General features: G+C 46.8%; 19 protein-coding genes. 6 read left to right on the top strand and 13 right to left on the bottom strand.

What is annotated here, in order from left to right:
• Nucleotides 1–827: 827 nt before the first annotated feature.
• The 3 genes from Q0369_RS03465 (at nt 828) to Q0369_RS03475 (ending at nt 2,495) form a co-directional block, all read left to right on the top strand.
• Nucleotides 828–1,352, top strand: a complete 525-nt coding sequence (locus Q0369_RS03465; RefSeq protein ID WP_298096040.1) for a hypothetical protein — start codon at nt 828–830, stop codon at nt 1,350–1,352.
• A 157-nt stretch (nt 1,353–1,509) separates the two neighbouring features.
• Nucleotides 1,510–1,893 (top strand): transporter, encoded by a 384-nt coding sequence (locus tag Q0369_RS03470; protein WP_298096042.1) that lies wholly within the window; start codon nt 1,510–1,512, stop codon nt 1,891–1,893.
• A gap of 62 nt (nt 1,894–1,955) precedes the next feature.
• Nucleotides 1,956–2,495 (top strand): hypothetical protein, encoded by a 540-nt coding sequence (locus Q0369_RS03475; RefSeq protein ID WP_298096045.1) that lies wholly within the window; start codon nt 1,956–1,958, stop codon nt 2,493–2,495.
• A gap of 3 nt (nt 2,496–2,498) precedes the next feature.
• Here the strand turns inward: Q0369_RS03475 and ribD are convergent, their stop codons facing one another.
• Nucleotides 2,499–3,656: a bifunctional diaminohydroxyphosphoribosylaminopyrimidine deaminase/5-amino-6-(5-phosphoribosylamino)uracil reductase RibD gene (ribD, locus tag Q0369_RS03480; RefSeq protein ID WP_298096048.1), complete on the bottom strand. Its 1,158-nt coding sequence runs from the start codon at nt 3,654–3,656 to the stop codon at nt 2,499–2,501.
• Nucleotides 3,657–4,194: 538 nt separating this feature from the next.
• On the opposite strand from ribD, the gene Q0369_RS03485 reads away from it, so the two are divergent.
• Nucleotides 4,195–4,449, top strand: a complete 255-nt coding sequence (locus tag Q0369_RS03485; RefSeq protein WP_298096050.1) for a hypothetical protein — start codon at nt 4,195–4,197, stop codon at nt 4,447–4,449.
• Between the two features lie 159 nt (nt 4,450–4,608).
• Here Q0369_RS03485 and Q0369_RS03490 read toward each other — a convergent pair whose 3' ends face one another.
• Nucleotides 4,609–4,854 (bottom strand): hypothetical protein, encoded by a 246-nt coding sequence (locus tag Q0369_RS03490; RefSeq protein ID WP_298096053.1) that lies wholly within the window; start codon nt 4,852–4,854, stop codon nt 4,609–4,611.
• A 171-nt stretch (nt 4,855–5,025) separates the two neighbouring features.
• On the opposite strand from Q0369_RS03490, the gene Q0369_RS03495 reads away from it, so the two are divergent.
• Nucleotides 5,026–5,268, top strand: a complete 243-nt coding sequence (locus Q0369_RS03495; protein WP_298096056.1) for a hypothetical protein — start codon at nt 5,026–5,028, stop codon at nt 5,266–5,268.
• A 209-nt stretch (nt 5,269–5,477) separates the two neighbouring features.
• Here the strand turns inward: Q0369_RS03495 and Q0369_RS03500 are convergent, their stop codons facing one another.
• The 10 genes from Q0369_RS03500 to bamA form a co-directional block, all read right to left on the bottom strand.
• The gene (locus Q0369_RS03500) at nt 5,478–5,897 is read right to left on the bottom strand and encodes a ribosome maturation factor RimP (protein ID WP_298096059.1); all 420 of its coding nucleotides are present in this window, start codon (nt 5,895–5,897) and stop codon (nt 5,478–5,480) included.
• Nucleotides 5,890–6,255: a 30S ribosome-binding factor RbfA gene (rbfA, locus tag Q0369_RS03505; protein WP_005872391.1), complete on the bottom strand. Its 366-nt coding sequence runs from the start codon at nt 6,253–6,255 to the stop codon at nt 5,890–5,892. The genes Q0369_RS03500 and rbfA overlap by 8 nt, the downstream gene beginning before the upstream one ends.
• A gap of 522 nt (nt 6,256–6,777) precedes the next feature.
• Entirely contained in the window at nt 6,778–6,915 is a 138-nt protein-coding gene (locus tag Q0369_RS03510) for a hypothetical protein (protein ID WP_298096062.1), read from the bottom strand.
• 502 nt (nt 6,916–7,417) lie between these two features.
• Nucleotides 7,418–10,126, bottom strand: coding sequence for a translation initiation factor IF-2 (gene infB, locus Q0369_RS03515; RefSeq protein ID WP_298096065.1), 2,709 nt, complete (start codon nt 10,124–10,126; stop codon nt 7,418–7,420).
• On the bottom strand, nt 10,110–10,337 hold the full coding sequence (locus Q0369_RS03520; protein ID WP_297882510.1) for a hypothetical protein: 228 nt from the start codon (nt 10,335–10,337) through the stop codon (nt 10,110–10,112). The genes infB and Q0369_RS03520 overlap by 17 nt, the downstream gene beginning before the upstream one ends.
• Nucleotides 10,338–10,358: 21 nt before the next feature.
• A complete protein-coding gene (thrB, locus tag Q0369_RS03525; protein WP_298096068.1) occupies nt 10,359–11,240 on the bottom strand; it encodes a homoserine kinase in 882 nt (293 codons plus the stop codon).
• 8 nt (nt 11,241–11,248) lie between these two features.
• Nucleotides 11,249–11,647 carry a glycoprotease gene (locus Q0369_RS03530; protein ID WP_298096071.1) on the bottom strand — a complete coding sequence of 133 codons (399 nt, stop codon included), beginning with the start codon at nt 11,645–11,647 and terminating at the stop codon, nt 11,249–11,251.
• 63 nt (nt 11,648–11,710) lie between these two features.
• Nucleotides 11,711–12,595: a UDP-3-O-acyl-N-acetylglucosamine deacetylase gene (gene lpxC / locus Q0369_RS03535; RefSeq protein ID WP_298096075.1), complete on the bottom strand. Its 885-nt coding sequence runs from the start codon at nt 12,593–12,595 to the stop codon at nt 11,711–11,713.
• A gap of 50 nt (nt 12,596–12,645) precedes the next feature.
• Nucleotides 12,646–14,025 (bottom strand): M23 family metallopeptidase, encoded by a 1,380-nt coding sequence (locus Q0369_RS03540; protein WP_298096079.1) that lies wholly within the window; start codon nt 14,023–14,025, stop codon nt 12,646–12,648.
• A gap of 558 nt (nt 14,026–14,583) precedes the next feature.
• Nucleotides 14,584–16,839: an outer membrane protein assembly factor BamA gene (bamA, locus tag Q0369_RS03545; protein WP_298096081.1), complete on the bottom strand. Its 2,256-nt coding sequence runs from the start codon at nt 16,837–16,839 to the stop codon at nt 14,584–14,586.
• Nucleotides 16,840–16,920: 81 nt separating this feature from the next.
• Here bamA and Q0369_RS03550 point away from each other — a divergent pair, with 81 nt between their 5' ends.
• The gene (locus Q0369_RS03550) at nt 16,921–17,751 is read left to right on the top strand and encodes a prephenate dehydrogenase (RefSeq protein WP_298096084.1); all 831 of its coding nucleotides are present in this window, start codon (nt 16,921–16,923) and stop codon (nt 17,749–17,751) included.
• Nucleotides 17,752–17,872: 121 nt separating this feature from the next.
• Here Q0369_RS03550 and Q0369_RS03555 read toward each other — a convergent pair whose 3' ends face one another.
• Nucleotides 17,873–18,604, bottom strand: a complete 732-nt coding sequence (locus tag Q0369_RS03555) for a metallophosphoesterase (RefSeq protein WP_298096087.1) — start codon at nt 18,602–18,604, stop codon at nt 17,873–17,875.
• Nucleotides 18,605–18,693: the final 89 nt, after the last annotated feature.

Raw genomic sequence — 18,693 nt, forward strand, 5'->3', positions numbered from 1 at the left:
GCGTGCGCGAAGCGGAGCGGATCATGGCCGAAATATCGCACGAAATGGAGCATCTGGGCATCACGCACACGACGCTGCAGTGTGAGAGCAGCGAAAACGAATGCGCTGACGAGCTAATCTGCGAAGTGAGATCAAACGACGCGGGCGGGCATTTGGGGCATAGTCATTAAAATTTAGATTTAAAATTCCGCTCAATTTAGAATTTAAAATTTGGTTCGATTTTTAAATTTTAAATTTGCCTGCGCAGTGGAATTTCGGAATTTTGGAATTTTGAAGTTTCAAATTTTAAAATTTTGCGCTCGTTATGAAATTTTAAATCCCTACGCGTGGTGGAATTTTAAAATTTCGCCCCGCGGACGCCATTTCAAAATCAGGTGCTGTACGCGCAAAATCGCAGAATTTTACGTAGCGGGTCGCCGCATCATTCAAAACAGCGCCTATACGCGTTTGTAGAATTTTAATTTGACGAGAGCAGCAGGCTAGCAAATGCAGCGAAATTTATCGAACGCACGGAGTGGTTTTAAATTTAGCCAAGCGCCTTCTATTTTAATAGCACGGAGATGACACAGCGCGCGCTACATTTTTAAATTTAGCCAGCATACCGCGCTTCTAAATTTTAAAATTCCGTGCCGCGAATTGAGCTGTAAATAAAACCGTAAATTTAAATTACGCTCAAAATTTTGGCTAAATTTCACTCATCAAATTTTCCTACCGATTTGAGCCTGTTAAAAGCAAATTTGACGTATAATCTCGCGAAATTTCAGGGAGCCAAGGTGCGCAAAAACATAAAATACCTAATTTACAAGTTTCTTTTAGGCAATGTCTTTTTGGCAGTTTTTTTGATTTCATTTTACGTTGCTTCATTGCACCTCTCAAAACTTTTAAATGTTAATATAGTAGACCTTTTGAAGGGATATTTTTTATTCCCGGGCGATATTCGTCTGCCTTTTACGACGGTAATTCTTGAGTTATTTTCCTTCTATATCAGTAGCAGTTTGAGCGATTTTTATGTCAAAGGCATCGATCGTAAGCTCAATGTTATATTTTTCATCGCATTTGCTACGATAGGAATTTTAGCTCTTACCGCCATCATTCTTATCGCGACATTCGGTTTTATGATATATGGTATGGATTTGGATAAAAAATTAGTAGCGATTTTATCCGCTGCGGCATTATTCATGGGCATCTGCTCAACGGTATATTTATTTCGCAAAAGCGATTACGAGCTCGGTAAATTTTTGCAAATTATCAGCCGAGAAAGAAGCGGGGAGATCGATAAAAAGCTATTTCCTATCTTGCTGCTTATTATATCTGCAATTTGGTTGGGTCTTATCTTTTTTGCATCTAGATAAAGCCAAGCGCCCAGTTTAAATTTCGTCCGTCTGCGCTAAATTTAATAGGCGTAAATCACCCGCACGGCGCGACGGAATTTTAAGCACGAAATATTTTTTATTAAAATTTAAACCTATGCACTATAATTGCAAGAATTAAAAAGGACGGCAATCGGTTATGAAAAGAGATATATTAATCGCGATTTTAGGCTTACTTTGCGCCTTTATAGATATTAATTACATAGGTTTTCTTATCGCATTAAATTTGATGGTAGTCTTGGTTTGCGCCGCTTTTCCTTTTATGAAAAAGAACTATATATTTTTTCTACTGCTTGTCTTAAATTTAGCTTTGTATTTGAATAATATCTACACCCCTTTTGAAAAGCCAGAGCTTTGGACTTATAGCATACCTGCGCTGGCAAATGCGACATATGTATTAGTAGCGCTAGTTTATGCTTCGGGATTTGTCGCTTTTGTCCCGCTTATGGCATATATCTGTTTTTTATATTCGCTCTGTGTCGTTACCTGCGGCATACGTGAAAAATTTCAAAGCTTACGCTAAATTTACGATTAAAATTTTAAGCCGTTGTTTCGTATAATTTCGCAAAATTTTAAGGATTGCGTATGAAAATATATTTCTACAAATTACTTCTAGGCATCTTACTGACGGGCGTATTCTCATTCTCGCTCGGCTTTACTTTATCGCACGTAGGTATCATATTGAATGCAGTTTTTGGCGTACCGCTATTGCCCTACGCTCCTTTTAAGGCCGAGCTCGCAAAAGCTATCCTAACGATAATTTCAGCATTTTATATTGCTGATAAAATTATCGACTTTCGCATTTTAGGCATCGATTGCAAGCTAAATTTTATATTTTTTATCGCCTTTTCGACGATAGGCGTGATTATCGTTTCTTTTCTGTCTTTGTTTTTAATTTTCGGCATGATCGTATGGCAGAAATCTGATACGGCATTTGCGGCGATGTGCCTATCCCTCGGATCGATTTGGACCGCCTGGCTATTTCATATCAGTGAATACAAGCTTGGGGCTTTCTTGCAAAATTGCAGCCCTAAAAGGAAATATAATATAGATAAAGTGCTAGTGTTCGTCATAATAATAGTAGCGCTGCTGATTCTTATACCGATAATAGCGAAGCTTTTGTGATTTTTATTTTAAAATTTTAAACCAGCCGTAGAATTCGTTCGCTTCTAGGTGCGGATCGCCTGCGCTAGAGATAAAAAGCGGCCGTAGCGCGGCATTTGCTCTGAAATTTCCCGCGTCTCTCATCTGCGCGCTGTAAAAAATAAGCGCGTGGCTCGCAAACTGCGCAAACTCGTCAAACGAACTCACCCCCGCCTCTATCATCGTGATTTTTGCGTCCGCAGGCAGCGAGCGCGAGACCTCCACCTTACGAGCCGCGACGCCGAAAAGCGGAATGCTCGCATCAAAATCTGAAAACGCGCAGCGCGAGTATATCCACACATTGGGCGCGCGCAGCTTTAGATTTTGCGGCGCGGCACGCACGTCTAGCGCCAGCATATCAGCATTGCCCACCAAAGCGCTAATTTCATCAAATTTAGCCGCACGCACGTCCAGCGTCGGTCTGTCGGCGCGCACGGTCTGCCCACCCACGCCTACGTAGTCGCACACGCTGCGCAGCTCGTGCACGAACGCGCGCTGCTTCTCGCTGCCGATCCGCCCATGCACCGCGCCGTTTAGCGCGGCGTTGATTTTGATGAAGCAAAAGCCGCTCTCGCGCGCCAGATAAAACGGCTCCGCAAGCTCCGCCGCCGCGGCAGAGCAAACGTCAAATTTCACCTCTATGCCCCCACGGCGTAAAATTTCCGCACCGCCCGCAGCCTGCGCGTTCGTATCGCGCGCGCCGATTACCACGCGCGATAGCCCGAGCTGTGCCAAAAGCTCGGCGCAAGACGGGGTCTTGCCGCGGTGCGCGCAAGGCTCGAGCGTGACGTAGGCGCAAGCGCCGCGCAAAAGCCCGCCGTGGCGGTTTAAGATGAAATCGTAAGTGAAGCTCGGCTGCAAGAGCGCGCTTTTTAGGGCTTTTGTGTTTTGAAATTTAACGCCGAATTTGCGGGCGTATTCGCAAGCGAAATCCTGTGCGAAATTTGCGTCCAGATCGCATAGCACGGCGAAAACGGCGTTTGCCTCGGCATGCAAAAAGCCCGCCTTTTTATGCGCGCCTATGCCAAGAACCCTGCCGCTCTTATCCAGAAGCACGCAGCCCACGGCGGGGTTGGGTAACGCCAGAGCCTGATAGCGCCACGCAGCCCGCAGCGCCAAATCCATGTAAAATTCGTCGTTCATACAAAATCCAAAATTTAAATTGTCCCGCTCCGCCGCGATCGCTTAGCAAAATTACGGCAGAGCGGAGAACTCGCCTACTCCCATCAAATCGCGCCTCGGGCGCAAACCGACTCGCCCACTTGCGCTCTTCCTTGCTGTACCGGATAGCGCCGACTCGCACTTAGCCCACTTGCAAGAGCCAAGCTTGCTTTAAACGCCAAATTTATCGGAGCTTACAAGTCGCGCGCCGTATGTGTCTGAGAGAAATTCCGCGCGGAAGCGAAACTGCGAAATCTTACCACAGGTTTTAGAATTTTATCCTAAATCGCAAATTTTGCGGCATCCGTTTCGCGCGCGAACGGCACAAAATTTTACGCTTATCGTGCAAAAGAGCGTCTGCCGATAGCGTGGAGAAGCCGGCTTTGCGAAGTAAAATTTTAATAGGCGCCATGGCAGAACCGCAATCGAGCGTGAATATGCAGTCCCGAAAGACACGGCTTAATTTCAGCTCAAATTCAGGGGGGGGGTAGAATTACGTAATTTTTTTCAAAGGATTAAAATGTCTGAACAACCGACCGTTCAATCCCAATCAAACGTGCTTGGGATACTCTCCATAGTCTTTGCGATTTTAGGGATATTTTTTCTAGGGATCGTCTTTGTTCCGCTTGCGTTTTTGTGCGCGATCGCCGCGACCTATCAAGCCGTCAAAAAGCAAGCCTCGCTCGTAATAGCGATATTAGCGTGGATCCTTACGATCGTAGGGCTCATGACGTCGCCCGTACTGCTAGCTACGATCGGCATCTCCGCTTCATAGTCGCAAACATCCGCGCCGCTTGGCCGGCAATCGAAATTTCGCTAAGCGGCGCGCAAACCTCTGCTCGCAGAGTTTTAAAACGTAAATTTATGGGCGGAATTTCGCCTTAAAATTCTACAGACAAAATTTTAAGGCGAAATTTGGCACAGGAATTTTGTATCAAAAATTTAAGGGCGGAATTTCAACGTGGAATTTTGCCGCGCCGAAACAGCGCGTAAATTTTAAATTTAGCCGCTTTCGAGCGCGACGTAAAATTCTAAAGCAACGCGCAAGCGTCACGCAAAACTTATCTTTTAGCGGCGCGGTGTGAAATTCCAAAACGGCACGCGCGGCATGTGAATTAAAATTTACGCAGCAGAAATCGCCGCGAAGCTTGCTTTTTAGCGGTACGATCCGAAATTTCAAAGCGCCGCCTAGCGGCATAAAAAATTACCTTTTATCGGCGTAAGATAAAATTGCAAAACAGGCGAGCGGCGCCGGAAATTTAAAATTTTGCGCCGAGCGCCGCGAGAGATCAAAAGCGACCGACAGCGGCAAATTTTTAAAAAATCCAAAATTTAACATGCTCGCGTGCCCATGCGACGCAACAAGGCGGTGCTGCGGGCATGTCTGCGCGAAAGGCTCATATTTATCGAATTTCACTCCGCCCGTAGCCGCACATTCGTACCGATGCCGACAATCGCAAACCTAAGCCGCAAAAAGCTTAGCGAAACGGCGTTTCGCCGCGGTACGCATGCGATCAATTGCAACGCGAAAATGCTTTCGTGCGATACGATCAAGCTCAATGCGAAAGACTTGCGCGCAGCATGTGTTTTTTGAAAGCCACACCGAATATCGCGCGCTAAATTAAAAAGCGAGGCGAGATGCTGCGAGCCGTGCATCGCTCGCGATAGACGCAATACTTAAAAGCGCACAAAAAGCAAGGCAAATCCAAATTAGCCTCGCCGCTTTAGCTTGAAATTTAAGTCTACGCTTCTCAAACACCACACCCCAAAGCCCTACGTGCAAAATTTTAAAAATCTCCGCCGCTACCACTGCACGTAGGTTCGCGCCTTTTTGATCTCATCGAGCCGTACGCTTACCTCGCCGCCGTCCGTGCGCAGTCTAAGCACGCCGCCTTCGCAGCCAAGCACCTCGCCGCTTAGCTTCTGCCCGTCCGTGCGGCTTAGACGCACCAGCTCGCCCACGGAGTTTGCGAAATGCTGCGACTTGCCTAGCTTGCGCTCAATCCCGGGCGAGCCGACCTCCAGCGTCCACTCGCCCTCAAGCGGCGGCTCCACGTCGAAAATCGGCGAAAGCAGCCGCGATAGCCGCTCGCAGTCGTCTAGACCCACGCCGCCCGCTTTCGTGATACTGATGCGATAGATCGTTCTGCCGTTTTCACTCACCGTCTCCACGTCGTAAAGCTGCACGCCGCACTCGCGCGCTAAAGCCTCTAAATCAACCATTTTTGCGCAGCTCCTCCTCTATTTTGTCAAAAAGATCGTCCATTTTGTTTTGATACTCCAAGCGGTCGTCAAATTTGAAGTGAAACGCGGGGCAGCGGTACCAGCCCTCCGCCTCGGCGCAGAAGTTTTGCAAATATCTCGCCACGCGACCGAGCTTTTCGAGCACGAATTCCTGCTCACGCTCGTCGAAGGCGTTTTTATCCAGATACACAAACGCGTCGTAGCGCCCGCGCTTGCACTCCACGTCGGTGACGCACAGCCCGCGCAAAAGCTCGTCCTCAAGGCTCGCGAGCGCTTCGGGGATGAGCTGCTTTAGCACGCTTTGCGTGCGAAGTCTTCTAAGTTCGGTCGGATTCATCTTTACCTCGCTATCTTAAATCGCCGCAGATTATACGGCGATGGAATTTTATTTTACGTCTTGCGATGACGGAATTTTATTGCTTTGTCGCAGCGGAGCGTCCGTCTTGCGGCGACACAGAATTTTATTTCGCGTCCATCCTATGGCGATGCGGAATTCTATCTCGCTTCGGCGCGGCGGCAACGCAGAATTTTATCTCGCTTCGGCATGACGAAATATCCGCCCTGCGGCGACGCGGTCTGTTTAAATTTGACGCGGCGCGCGTCGCGCCGGAGCGTCCATTTAAATTCTAAGCGGTTTGCTGCGCGCTGGTATTGCAAACGGCGCCGCACTTTTTAGAATTTCGCTCTTAAATTTTAAAAGGCACAAGCCCTGCTTTAAAATTTTACTTTTAAATTTTAGCCCGTACTTTGCGTTTAAATTTAAAACGCAGATCGCGCAAGAATTTTGCGGCTCGCGTACGGAAGCTCGTCGCGTAATTGCATGGCTACCGCAGAAATACTACCGCGCCAAGACGCGGTGCTATTCCGCGCCGTGCTCTGCTCGCCACGGTGCTATATTGCTGCCGCACTGCCCGTCTTGGCGCCGCAATAATACGGCGCGCGGCGGCACCCTCTTTGCGCTACGCTCGCTTACTGCGTCGCTATTTACGATATCCATTGCCGTCTTTTGGCGGCGCCGCAATGACACCGCACGCCGTTGCGGCTTTATTTTGCGCCGCTTGCACCGTGCCGTTCTCCGCGTCGCTATTTTGCCGCACACTGCGCCGATTTAGAATTTATCTTAAATTTTAGAAACGCTTCGATGCTGCGCGAGATCTAAATTTTGCCGCTTTAAAATTTCAACTTTGCGATTAAATTTAAAATTTAAGTCGCGCGGAAAAACTGCGATCAGCAAGCGGCGTCAAATAAAATTTAATCGCAAAGACGCGCTGCAAGAAAAATCTAAACATTAAAATTTCAAAACTAGCGCTATGTAGCAGCGCCTCACGCAGAAACCGACAAAATTTAAAGCCTTGCTCGCGCATTCCGCCGCTAAATTTAAAAGGCGAAATTTCACGCCCAAATTCTGCGAGCATAAAATTTCAAGGCGCGATCGAGGCTTAAAATTTAGCCCCAAGCCGTGCAAACGAAGCCAATGCCTACGCGGAATTCCGCGAGCATTAATCGATCGTAGCCTGCTCCTCTTTTTGCTTGTAGCTTTCGATAAAATCGCCCACGCGCATATCGTCGTAACCCTCGATGCCTACGCCGCACTCGAAGCCTTTGGCGACTTCCTTGGCGTCGTCTTTGAAGCGCTTGAGCGAGCTGACGTTGCCCTCGAAAACGATGACGCCCTCTCTGATGACGCGGATATTCGCGCCGCGAGCGATGAGCCCGTCGGTAACCATGCAGCCCGCGATCTGCCCGATCTTAGGCACGTTGATGACCTGGCGGATCTCGGCCTGGCCCAAGGCTTCCTCGCTGATGATCGGGCTCATAAGGCCGCCCAAAAGCGCCTTGATATCGTCGATTAGATTGTAGATGACGTTGTAGGTCTTAATCTGCGCGCCGCGCTCCTTGGCAAGCTCTTTGATCTCGCCCGTAGGACGGACGTTGAAGCCCAAGATCACGCAGTTTTCGCTAGCGCTTGCTAAGGCGATGTCGTTTTGCGTGATACCGCCGATGCCGCTGTGGATGATATCGACCTTGACCTCGTCGTTGCGAAGCTTCTCAAGGCTTGCTTTGATAGCCTCCAGCGAGCCCGCAACGTCAGCTTTGACGATCACGGGTAGGCTTTTTAGCGAGCCTTCGGCGATCTTGGCGCTTAGCTCGTCAATAGTGACCTTGGTCGATTTGCTAAGCTCTTTTTGGCGCTGATGCTCGTAAATTTTACTCGCGTACTCGCGCGCTTCCTTATCGCTTGAAACGCCGATCAGCGTCTCGCCGGCGCCCGGAACCTCGCTAAGGCCTATGATGACGCCGCATTCGCCCGGTAAAATTTGCGTTAGCGCCCTGCCCTTATCGTCGCTAAGCGCGCGCACCTTGCCGTATGCAATGCCTGCTACGACGGTATCGCCGACGTGCAGGGTGCCGTTTTGCATGATGACGGTGGCAACGGCGCCGCGGCCTTTTTGAAGGGAGCTTTCGATGATGGTTGCCTTAGCCTGCTTGCTAGGATCTGCTTTGAGCTCCAAAAGGTCGGCTTGCAAAAGCACGATCTCTAATAAATTTTCGATCCCATCGCCCGTTTTTGCGGAGATCGGCACGAACTCGTAGCTGCCGCCCCACTCGGTAGGCATGATGTCAAGCTCTGCAAGCCCCGTTTTTACGAGATCGGGATTTGCGGCGGGTTTGTCCATTTTATTTATCGCGATGATGATCGGAACGTTTGCAGCCTTGGCGTGCGCTATAGCCTCCTTAGTCTGAGGTTTGACGCCGTCGTCTGCCGCCACTACGATAATTACGATATCGGTAACCTTCGCTCCGCGCGCTCTCATCGAAGTAAAGGCCTCGTGACCCGGAGTGTCGATGAAGGTGATCTTCCTGCCGTTTTTTTCGACCATATACGCGCCTACGTGCTGCGTGATGCCACCCGCTTCGCCGCTTGCGACGCGCGAGTTTCGGATGTAATCTAGCAGGCTCGTTTTGCCGTGATCGACGTGTCCCATAATGGTGATAACGGGCGCTCTAGCGATTAAATTTTCTTCGCCTTCGCTGTCCTCGTAGGCCTTGATGTAATCAAACTCCTGCGCCTCATCGATGATATTTACCTCAATACCGAATTCGCTTGCTAAAATTTCTATCGCGTCCTCGTCCAAAAAGTCGTTTTTCGTCGTCATCATCCCAAGCGCAAATAGCTTGCCGATGATCTCGCTAGGCTGCTTTTTGATCTTATCGGCGAACTCATAGACGCGGATCTCTTTTGGGATATTTACAGAGCTTACGATTTCGCTACCCTGCTCGCGAGGGGCTTTTTTATGCTTTTTGCGACCGCCGCGACTTATACCGCCTTCGCTGCTAAAAATTTGATTCTGCGAGGCGCGATAAATATTAGGTTGGTTTTTACTTTTGGTGCGGTTTTCGGTTTGGATCGGTTTGACGGTGAAATCGGGCATTACCACGACGTCTTCGTCCTCGATGACGATATCCGCCATCTCGTGATCAGGAATGATGTCAATTTTAAGGGCGTCCTCTTTTTTAGCGGCTGGAGTTTTTTTCTTTTCGATCTTTTTCTTTTTCAAATTTAGTTCGGCGTTTGAAAAGATCGCCTCCAAGCTCGCACTCATCTTTTCGCGCCTAGGCTCGGTCCTATCTTGTGCCGCCGGGGTTTGAACCTCCTTTTTCTTTTTTACGATGACTAAACCGCGGCGCTTTTGCAAGCTCTCGCTAGCTATGCTATCGCCGCTGTTTATCTGCACCGGCGCGGGCTTTGAAGCGGCATTTTGCTTCTCCTCTTTATCCTGCGGGGCGGAGGAAATTTCTTCTTTTTGATTTTGAGATTTTTCGGTTTTTGCCTCGGGCTCTTGCGCCTGAGTTTTTTCATCGCTAGGCTCTTTGGCGCTCTGCGCGGGCTCTTTGGATTCGGAAGCTTTTAAGCTTTCCGCCTTTTTAGGGCTCTCTTTTTTAGCGGTTTTTTTAGTTTCGCTCTGTTTTTTAGCAGGCTTTTTCTCGTCTGCTTGCGCTTTTTCGGAGCTTTTCTTTGTGGGCTTCGACTTTTTCCCCGGCAAAATTCCCGTCTGAATATAATCGTAAATAGCGGCAGCTTCCTCTTCGCTTACTTTATTCGACGCGGTTTTTACCTTTTTAAAGCCCATCTCCTGCGCTTTTTCGATTATCTCTTTGCTTGCGTATCCAAGCTCGTCCGCGATATCTTTAATCAGAACACCCATTTAAAACCCTCTCCTTGATATGTCCCAAATCTGCGCTAGACGCAAATTTAGATAGATATTTTGAAATTTTCTCTTTTTGATTTATGCAACCGTCGCAAATATAAAATTGTCTGTTTGAGCTTATATTTTTAAAATTTTGCAAAAAGGCGTGGAGTTCGCGCTTGGCGAAGCGTCCCCTGCAAATAACGCACATCCTAATCGGTTCGCTCATGCGATTATATCTTTATTTTTCTTAGTCAATATTAAAGCCGCCGTTGTCGATATCTAAAATTTCGACGCGGAAGTTTTGAAAATTTTCGCTAAGGCAGTCCTTAAGCTTTGCGGCGTCGCTTTTATAAACCAAATTTAAAAAGCTTGAGCCGCTGCCCGAGAGCGAGCTCATAAGCGCGCCGTTATCATAGGCGATCTCGCGCAGCTTAAAAAGCTGCGGAAGCGCGCCCATACGCACCTGCTCATGCATCTTATCGATACAGGCGTAGCGCAAGCTGTCGTAGTCGCGCCGCATAAAGCAAGCGGTCAGAAATGCCGCGTGCGAGAGGTTGCTAACGCAATCTTTGATCGAAAAGCTCTTAGGCAGCTTGCCGCGCGATTCGTTCGTAGACATCGGCGTATCGGGGATAACGACGACGGCTTGCAAGTCTTGCGAAATTTCGCATTTTTGCGTGCGAACCGTCTTGTCATCCACGACGCTACTAACAAAGCCGCCGAGCGTCGCGGGCGCGATATTATCGGGGTGATTTTCATATTCCAGCGCCGTGTTTAAAATTTTAGCGCGATCGATCTCAAAGCCGCAAATTTTATAAGCGCTTGCGATGGCGCCTACGATCACGGCCGAGCTGCTGCCCAGCCCGCGCGAAAACGGGATGTTGTTGTGAAAGGCGAATTTAAAATTTAACTCTTGTCCACCGCCTAGTTTTTTGTAAATTTCATTAAAAATATTCAAAAAAGCGTTGCCCTTCTTAAGCCACGCCCTATCGCTACCCTCGCCGCTAAGCGAGACGCAAAAAAACTTCTGCTCGGTAATCTCTACTTCGTTAAACAGCCCTAGGCTAAGGCCGAGCGCGTCGAAACCGGGGCCTAAATTTGCGCTCGTCGCAGGAATTCTTATAATCAAATTTTCTCCTAAACCGCTTCTATGATGTAATTTGGAAGTATATCATCGCTTTTATTTAAAACCGATAAATCCTGCGGCAAAGATAGCGGGGCGGGGGCGCATTTTTTCATCCTGATTTCGCCGCGTTCGTAAACGTAGCTGAAATTTTTATTCGCTCTGATCGGTCCGAAGCCACTTAGCTCAAAGCCGCTGATCGCGTACAACGGCACATCAAGAGCGATGCTAAGCGTGCGCAATATCACGTAGCTTACTTTCATACCCATGAAGCTGCCGGGAGTGTTTGCGTAGATGAGCTCTTTGATTTTATAAGTTTTTAGAATTTCGCTAAATTTAGCGATCAGGAAGTTATCGGCTTTTTCGCCCTCATTGCTTTTAAATTCCGCTATCTTAGCACCGTTTTCATACACGCCGATCAGACATGGCGCGCTAAGAGCGGCAATTAAAATTTCAACCTCTTTGATTTTTCGACCTTAGGCGAAGACTGTTTGATATTCGCGTACGATCTCGGCGGTAAGGTCAGCAAGCTCGAAATTTTTAGCGTCAGCCAAAGCTGCTAAAGTTAGTTTATGATTTAGATCGTGGCTTCCCGCAAACGCCGTGTAATCGCCCAAAATCGGGGCGCCTACGAGCGCAAGATCGCCGATCGCATCTAAAATTTTATGACGGACGAACTCGTTTTCAAAGCGCAAACCCTCTGGATTTAAAATTTTGTTCTCATCGATTACGACGGCATTTTCTAAGCTGCCGCCTAGAGCTAGCCCCATGGAGCGTAGCGCCTGCACGTCCTTCAAAAACCCAAACGTTCTGGCGCGCGAAATTTCTTTAAGATAGGATTTCTTGCTAAATTCAAAAACATAGTGCTGAGTGCCGATGAGCGGATGGCTAAATTTAATCGTATAATCAAATTTAGGGCTCTTGCTAGGGCTTAGTCGTACGAGCTTATCGCCTTCGCGAACCTCCACGGCTCGCTTGATGATGAGAGCTTTTTTATTCGCATCGAGCTCCTTTACGCCGGCTTCGTCCAAAAGCATACAAAAGCTCGCCGAACTTCCGTCCATCACCGGAATTTCATTAGCATCGACGATGATGCGGATATTATCGATGCCGTAGCCGTTTATCGCGCTCATTAGGTGCTCGATCGTCGATATATAGCCTTTGTCGTTGCCTACGACGGTTGCCATCTGCGTATTTACGACGTTTTTCGGCTCGCCTTTAAAACTAATACCGAGATCGCTTCTGTAAAAGACGATTCCACTACCGGCTTCAAGCGGCTCCAAAGTAAGCCTAATCGGCTCGCCTTTGTGAAGCCCGATGCCCACGGTATGGACTTTTTTGCCTATCGTTGTCTGTCTCATTTTTATCCTCGTTTTCATTAATCCGCGCATTATAGCAAAAATTTTAAAATTTACTTACCCTTTTGGATTAATTTTTTAGACGATTCCAAAACGTCCGAGATATTGTCTTTGATCCACTTTGAATCCATCCACTCCTCCGGTCTTACGTCCACTCCTTGCACAACTATGCCGAAATGCAGGTGATCTCCGAACGCAAAGCCGCTCGAGCCCGTCTGTGCTAGAATGTCGCCCGGCTTTACGTCGCTGCCCACACTTAACTGCGTCGCCGAGCAGTGTCCGTAGATGCCGTATAAGCCGAAGCCGTAGTAAATTCCTAAATTTAATCCGAAAATTCCGTTTTCCTGCGCAAAAACTACCTTGCCGTAGTTGCTCTCTTTGATATCGGCGTTTGCGACGCTTGCTAGATCGAGCCCCATATGCCATGACTCGCTTACTTGTTCATCGTTCATAAAAAATATCCGATGATCGGCAAAACTTGCTACCGCTGCGCCTTTAGCAAGCGGATAAAAAGGCTTTAGCTCAAATCCATTTATTTTATCCTCAGGAACCGCGCTAGTAGCAGCGTGCAGATCATCTCCATTTTTCTTACGCAGAGTTTCGTTTACGAATTTAAATTTCTCCAGATCGCTCATAGAGTTAAAATTCTGCGCATATTGGCTAGCCAGATCACTTACTTTGCCGTTAATAAAACCCGGATTTAGCTTGATAGTAGAGACTTTATATTTTTTATCCTGATAAAAATATTTGATCTGCGAAATGCTTTCGTTGCCTGCACGATCAGTGGCGACCGCTTCTGCGCGAAATTCCTCTAAATTTGCAGGCCACGCTACGAGAGACGCATAATAGCCCTCTTTTACGAAAGGAATCGCTTTAAAAATTTTGCCATAGTTGGTTTTGACATAGACTTCGTTTAGGCGCTCGTCTTTAGCCGAAAATACAACCACGGCGCTACCGCCTTTGGTGATTTTATAGGATTGATTGATGATATTGATGACGGGCTTTTTGTCATCTATTATTATATTTGTCGTTTTTACGCTCTTATTTCCTTGCGCAAAATTCCACGAGCTAATGTCGTTTGCAAAAACCTCGAGCTTGTAGTTTTTATCTTTATTAAGCATCAAATTTTTAGGAAATTGCACGGCAAGCTCTAGCGTCGTTTGCGGAACGTTAAGCTCCTCATTTAGTAGCGATATCGTGCTAGCTCCGTCATTTAAGTTAACGCGAACGAGCTTAATGCCGGTATCGTCTGAAATTTTAATCTTTAAAGGCGAGGTTAAATTCCAATAAATTTCATTTTCCAGCGCAATTTGCGGAGGATTTTTTTCAAATTTCGGCGAGGTAAAAATTCTAAAGATTCCATAAACCAAAGCGCATATTATAATAAGAAATATTAAAATTTTAAGCTTCGTTCCATTGCCATTTCTACGCATAAAAGAGCCTTTGATATGATTTTAGAGCGCGATTTTACAAGCTTAACTTAAATTATCGGTAAAGCGAGGCAAAATTTAACGCAAATGTTTAGCGATTTACGAGGTGATTTAAAATTTTAAATTCTAGCGATTTTAGAATCTCAAAATTTATGAGCTTTAAAATTCAGTGGCGCGCTAAATCCTATGCAGTGAAATTCCGCGCGCGACAAAGCAGCGTTTATCATCTATATCGTAATCTTTAAATTTCAATATTAGAATTTCTTTAAAGTATGCAAATGGCTTATATTGATTTTTTAGAACTCTTAACCTAAAATTTTGCTAGACGAATGAAATTTTAAACTATCTTGATAAATAAAATTCTAAAAAATTCAAAGCAAGCTACGCGTTTAAATTTCATCCTAAGCCGAGCGGAATTCCAATTAAAATTTAGCTCAACCCGCCTACAATAATTCGGCTGCAAATTAGCGCGACAAGAAAAGTCAAAATTGCAGCGTTACTAAATTTTAAGGCGTGCGGTAGAAAATTCTACGCACGCCTTAATGTTCGCAATTGCCGCGTTTAATTAAATCTAGCACCGATGCTAAATTCGAAGCTATTTGTGTCGTCGTGCGGTTTTTTATTAAGCGGCTTAACGAAGTATAACTGCAAAGGCCCCATCGGCGTCATCCACTCGATACCAGCACCCGTGCTATAGCGCTCCTCCTCATTCCAGTCATGATCGCCGATCATTCCGTAGTCAAAAAACGTTACAAAGCGCATTTTAAGCCTATCAACCACCGGAAAGCTTAGCTCAAAGGAGTTATTGAAACTCTGCATACCGCCCGTCTCGATATAGCGGCAATTATTTGAATTTAAACAGATCTCTTTTTTCGGGATACTGCGACCTTCGTAGCCTCTAATGCTTTTCATTCCGCCTAGGAATAGCTTTTCGTTGATCGGAATCTTTTTATTACCTTCCCACATATAGCCCGTTGCAGCTTTGTATCTAAAGATAATGTCGTGATCGATATAATCTCGCAAGCCAAAGTAGTAGTTAAATGATCCTCGCGCCTTGGTGTAGTCCATATCGCCACCAAGACCCGCGTATTCTAAGCTAGCACTTGCGATCATACCGCTTCTTGGTAAGTAATAATCATCGGTGCTATTATATGTAATAGACGGGATGATCGAGCTTTTTAAATTCTTGCCATCTAAATAGCCCGCTTTGGCGTAATATTCGTTTAAGCCCTTAATCTCGCTTTTTTCGAGATAATATGTAAGGCTTACATCGGTATTGCGCCCGATCTTGCGACCGCCCGTGATTGAAAATCCGTAAGATTTCTCATCGTAGTCGTCCCAGTCGTAATCGTTGGCAAAGATCGATCCGCCCAAGCTATACTCAGAATCAAACACTCTAGGATTGGTTAAACTCAAACGCCCACTTAGCTGATCGTCGCTCTTTTCGACCGAAAATGCGCCGTGAAGGCCGGTGCCGAATACGTTACGATCACTGATACCGCCGCTAAGTAAAATTCCATCCTCGCTGCCATATCCGATACCACCCGTGATAGAGCCTGTAGGAGCTTCTTTGACTGCGACTTCAAGATCGATCTGATCGTTAGAAACGCGGTTTTCTTTAATCTCCACCTCATCGAAATACCCCGTGCGTTTTAAAGAATTTAATGAATCGTTGTAGTCGGTTTTGCTATATAAATTTCCCTCGGTCAGATACATCTCGCGGCGAATGACCTTATCCTCGGTCTTATCGTTACCCGAAATCGTTACGTTTCTAATATAGACTTTATCCTCTGGGATAACCTGATACGTGATAGCGACCGTGCGAGCTTCTTTGTCCTGCTTAGTCTTAGGCACGATGCGCACATAAGCATATCCCTGATCCGCGACTAAAGTCTCTAGCGTATTCATATCGCGGCGCAAACGCTCTGAATTCATTGTATCGCCCTTTTGAAGCTTAAAATCGTCCAAAACCTTTTCTTTATCAAGCTTGATTATATCTGCAGGATACTCGATATCTACAGAGCTTACGGTGTATTGCTCGCCCTCACTGATGTAGTAGGTAAGATCGGCAGTGTAATTATCCATATCGGCATTAAGTAGCGGCGCAGAAACCTGCGCGTCTAAGTAGCCTTTTTTATAATATTCTTCTTGAATTCTATTTGCGTCGTTAGGAAGCTCGGCGGTTTTTACCTTACCATCGTTAAAGCCCCACATCCAGCCCAGCGTCTCGCGTTCTTTATTGGCGACGGATGGCTCAATATCGTCATAGTCGAGCTTGTCCGCGCCCACCAAATTTACCTTATCGATGATGATATTTTCGCCGCGATTTACCTCGATCGTTAGCAAGATGACCGATTTATCGTCGTTTATCGGCTTTGGATAAAATTCCACCACGGTGTCAAAAAAGCCCTTGACTTCGTAGTATTGCTTGATGCGGGTCTCCGCTTTTTTAGCAGCCACCTCATCGTAAACCTGACCCGGACGCAAGCCGATGAGCTCATTGATCTTGTCGCGGTCGTTGGTAACTACGTTTTTGATCTCTACCTTAGCAATAGTCGGCTTTTCGGTTACGTTGATAGTGACCGCGCCGCCTTGTTCGCTGATATAAACGTCGCTGAAATAGCCCTGCTCAAATAGCTTTGAAATCGCAGCATTGGTGTTTTCGCCGTTAAGCTCATCGCCTACCTTAAGTCCTGAAATTTGCTGTGCGACCTGTGGAGAAAGATGTCTAAGACCTTCAAATTTAATGGATTTGATCTGTGCGGCGCACGCCACGGAAATCCCGCCTACTAAGAGTAAAAAAACGCTTTTTTTCATAAAATTTTACCTAAAAACGAAAATAATTTGCGTATAATACCACATTAAAATTAAAACTTGCATATATCAAAAAGGAATTTTATGAAGATAGGAATTATCGGCCTGGGTCTCATCGGCGGCTCTCTTGGGCTATGCCTAAAAAGCACCAAAATAATTAGCGCCGTCTATGGCTGCGACATCAGCCGCGAAAACGAAAAAGAAGCACTACGGCTCGGGCTCGTGCATGAAATTTTAAGCCTAGAGCAGATGAAGCAAAGCTGCGACGCGATATTTCTTGCAATCCCCGTGGAGGCAATTATTGAGACGTTGCAAAAACTAAGCGACTGCAGAAGCGAGACGACGATCATCGATCTGGGAAGCACGAAATTTAAAATTTTGCAAAACTGCCCGCCGCAAATCAGACGAAATTTCATCGCAGCTCACCCGATGGCGGGCACTGAAAATTCCGGCCCGCAAGCAGCGTTTAAAGAGCTTTTAAACGGCGCAGTAGTCGTTATCTGCGACGACCACGGCGCAGACGAAGTGCATATCAAACGAGCGGTCGAAATTTTTTCATTTGCGGGGATGAAGATCGTATTTATGGACGCAAAAAGCCACGATCACCACGTGGCGCTCATCTCGCACCTGCCGCATGCGATCAGCTACTCGCTCGTAAACAGCGTGCTAAAAGAGGAAAATCGCCGCAATATTATAAATTTAGCCGGCGGCAGCTTCTCGGGCATGAGCCGTATCGCTAAAAGCTCGCCGCAGATGTGGGTCGATATTTTTAAGCAAAACCGCACGAACCTACTGGGCGCGATCGATGCTTTTAAAAAGGAACTTGAAATTTGCGTACAGATGATTGAGGGCGAGCGCTGGGACGAGCTTGAGGCGTGGATGTATGAAGCGCGCAAGCTAAGGGATATTATTTAAAATTTCAGCGCGGCTAGACTGCGCGACGGACGCTGCAAGAACGCGCCTTTAAATTCTAAAATTTCGCCTTCAAATAGCCTACGCAAATTTAAATTTTAATCCGCGCTATCCCGATACAAACTTAAAAATCTATGCATTCCTGCGTGAAAATTTTCTTTGAGGGAAATTCCAGCGCGCAAAGCCTCGCCTTCTCACCCCAGTGCTTTTTATAAACACAGCCCAGATCGATATTTGCGCTAAATTCCGTAATGACGGGCTTTTTTACCGGCGTGTGCCCGTAGACATTAAAAATTCCATCATTCGCGCTATCATCTCCGCGCCCGCTTAGCACATGAGCGGCGAAGCTTTTCGCACGCTCATCGTCGTATCTGGCGCTCCACATACGCCCCACCGCGGAGTGCGATACGACGAGAGCGCGACCGCTTTCATCACACAAATCATACTCCAGGTAAATCGGCAGCTGCGAGACGAACCGCAGATGCTCCTTGCATTGCTTCACGCCTCCGTGACGATAATACGACGCTAGCGTCGCTTCACCGCCGTTATTAAATAGCCGGCTTTCATCCAGGCTAAAAAATGCGTAGAGGTCATTTGAGCTCGTAAATTTGCCCGTCTTTGCGCACCTTAGTGCAGTTTTTGCGTTGCCCACAAAGCGCTTTTCGTGATTGCCCATCACCGCGTCATATCCGCGGACGCACACAAATTCAACCACATCCGAGCTCGCAGGACCTCGGTCGATCAGATCGCCAACGAAGCAAATTTTACTATCAAATTTATGCGGCAGCTGCTCTATTAACGCCAAAAGCGATCTGTAGCAGCCGTGCACGTCGCCTATGATGTAGATATTTTGCATAATTTCTCCTTAAATTTTAACGCCCTCGCCTTTTAACGCGCGGGCTGTGATTGTAAGCGGCGACCAAGAATTTCAAGGCGAAATTCTGC

The organism is uncultured Campylobacter sp., assembly GCF_938030685.1.
In the GTDB taxonomy this organism is placed as follows: Bacteria; Campylobacterota; Campylobacteria; order Campylobacterales; family Campylobacteraceae; genus Campylobacter_B.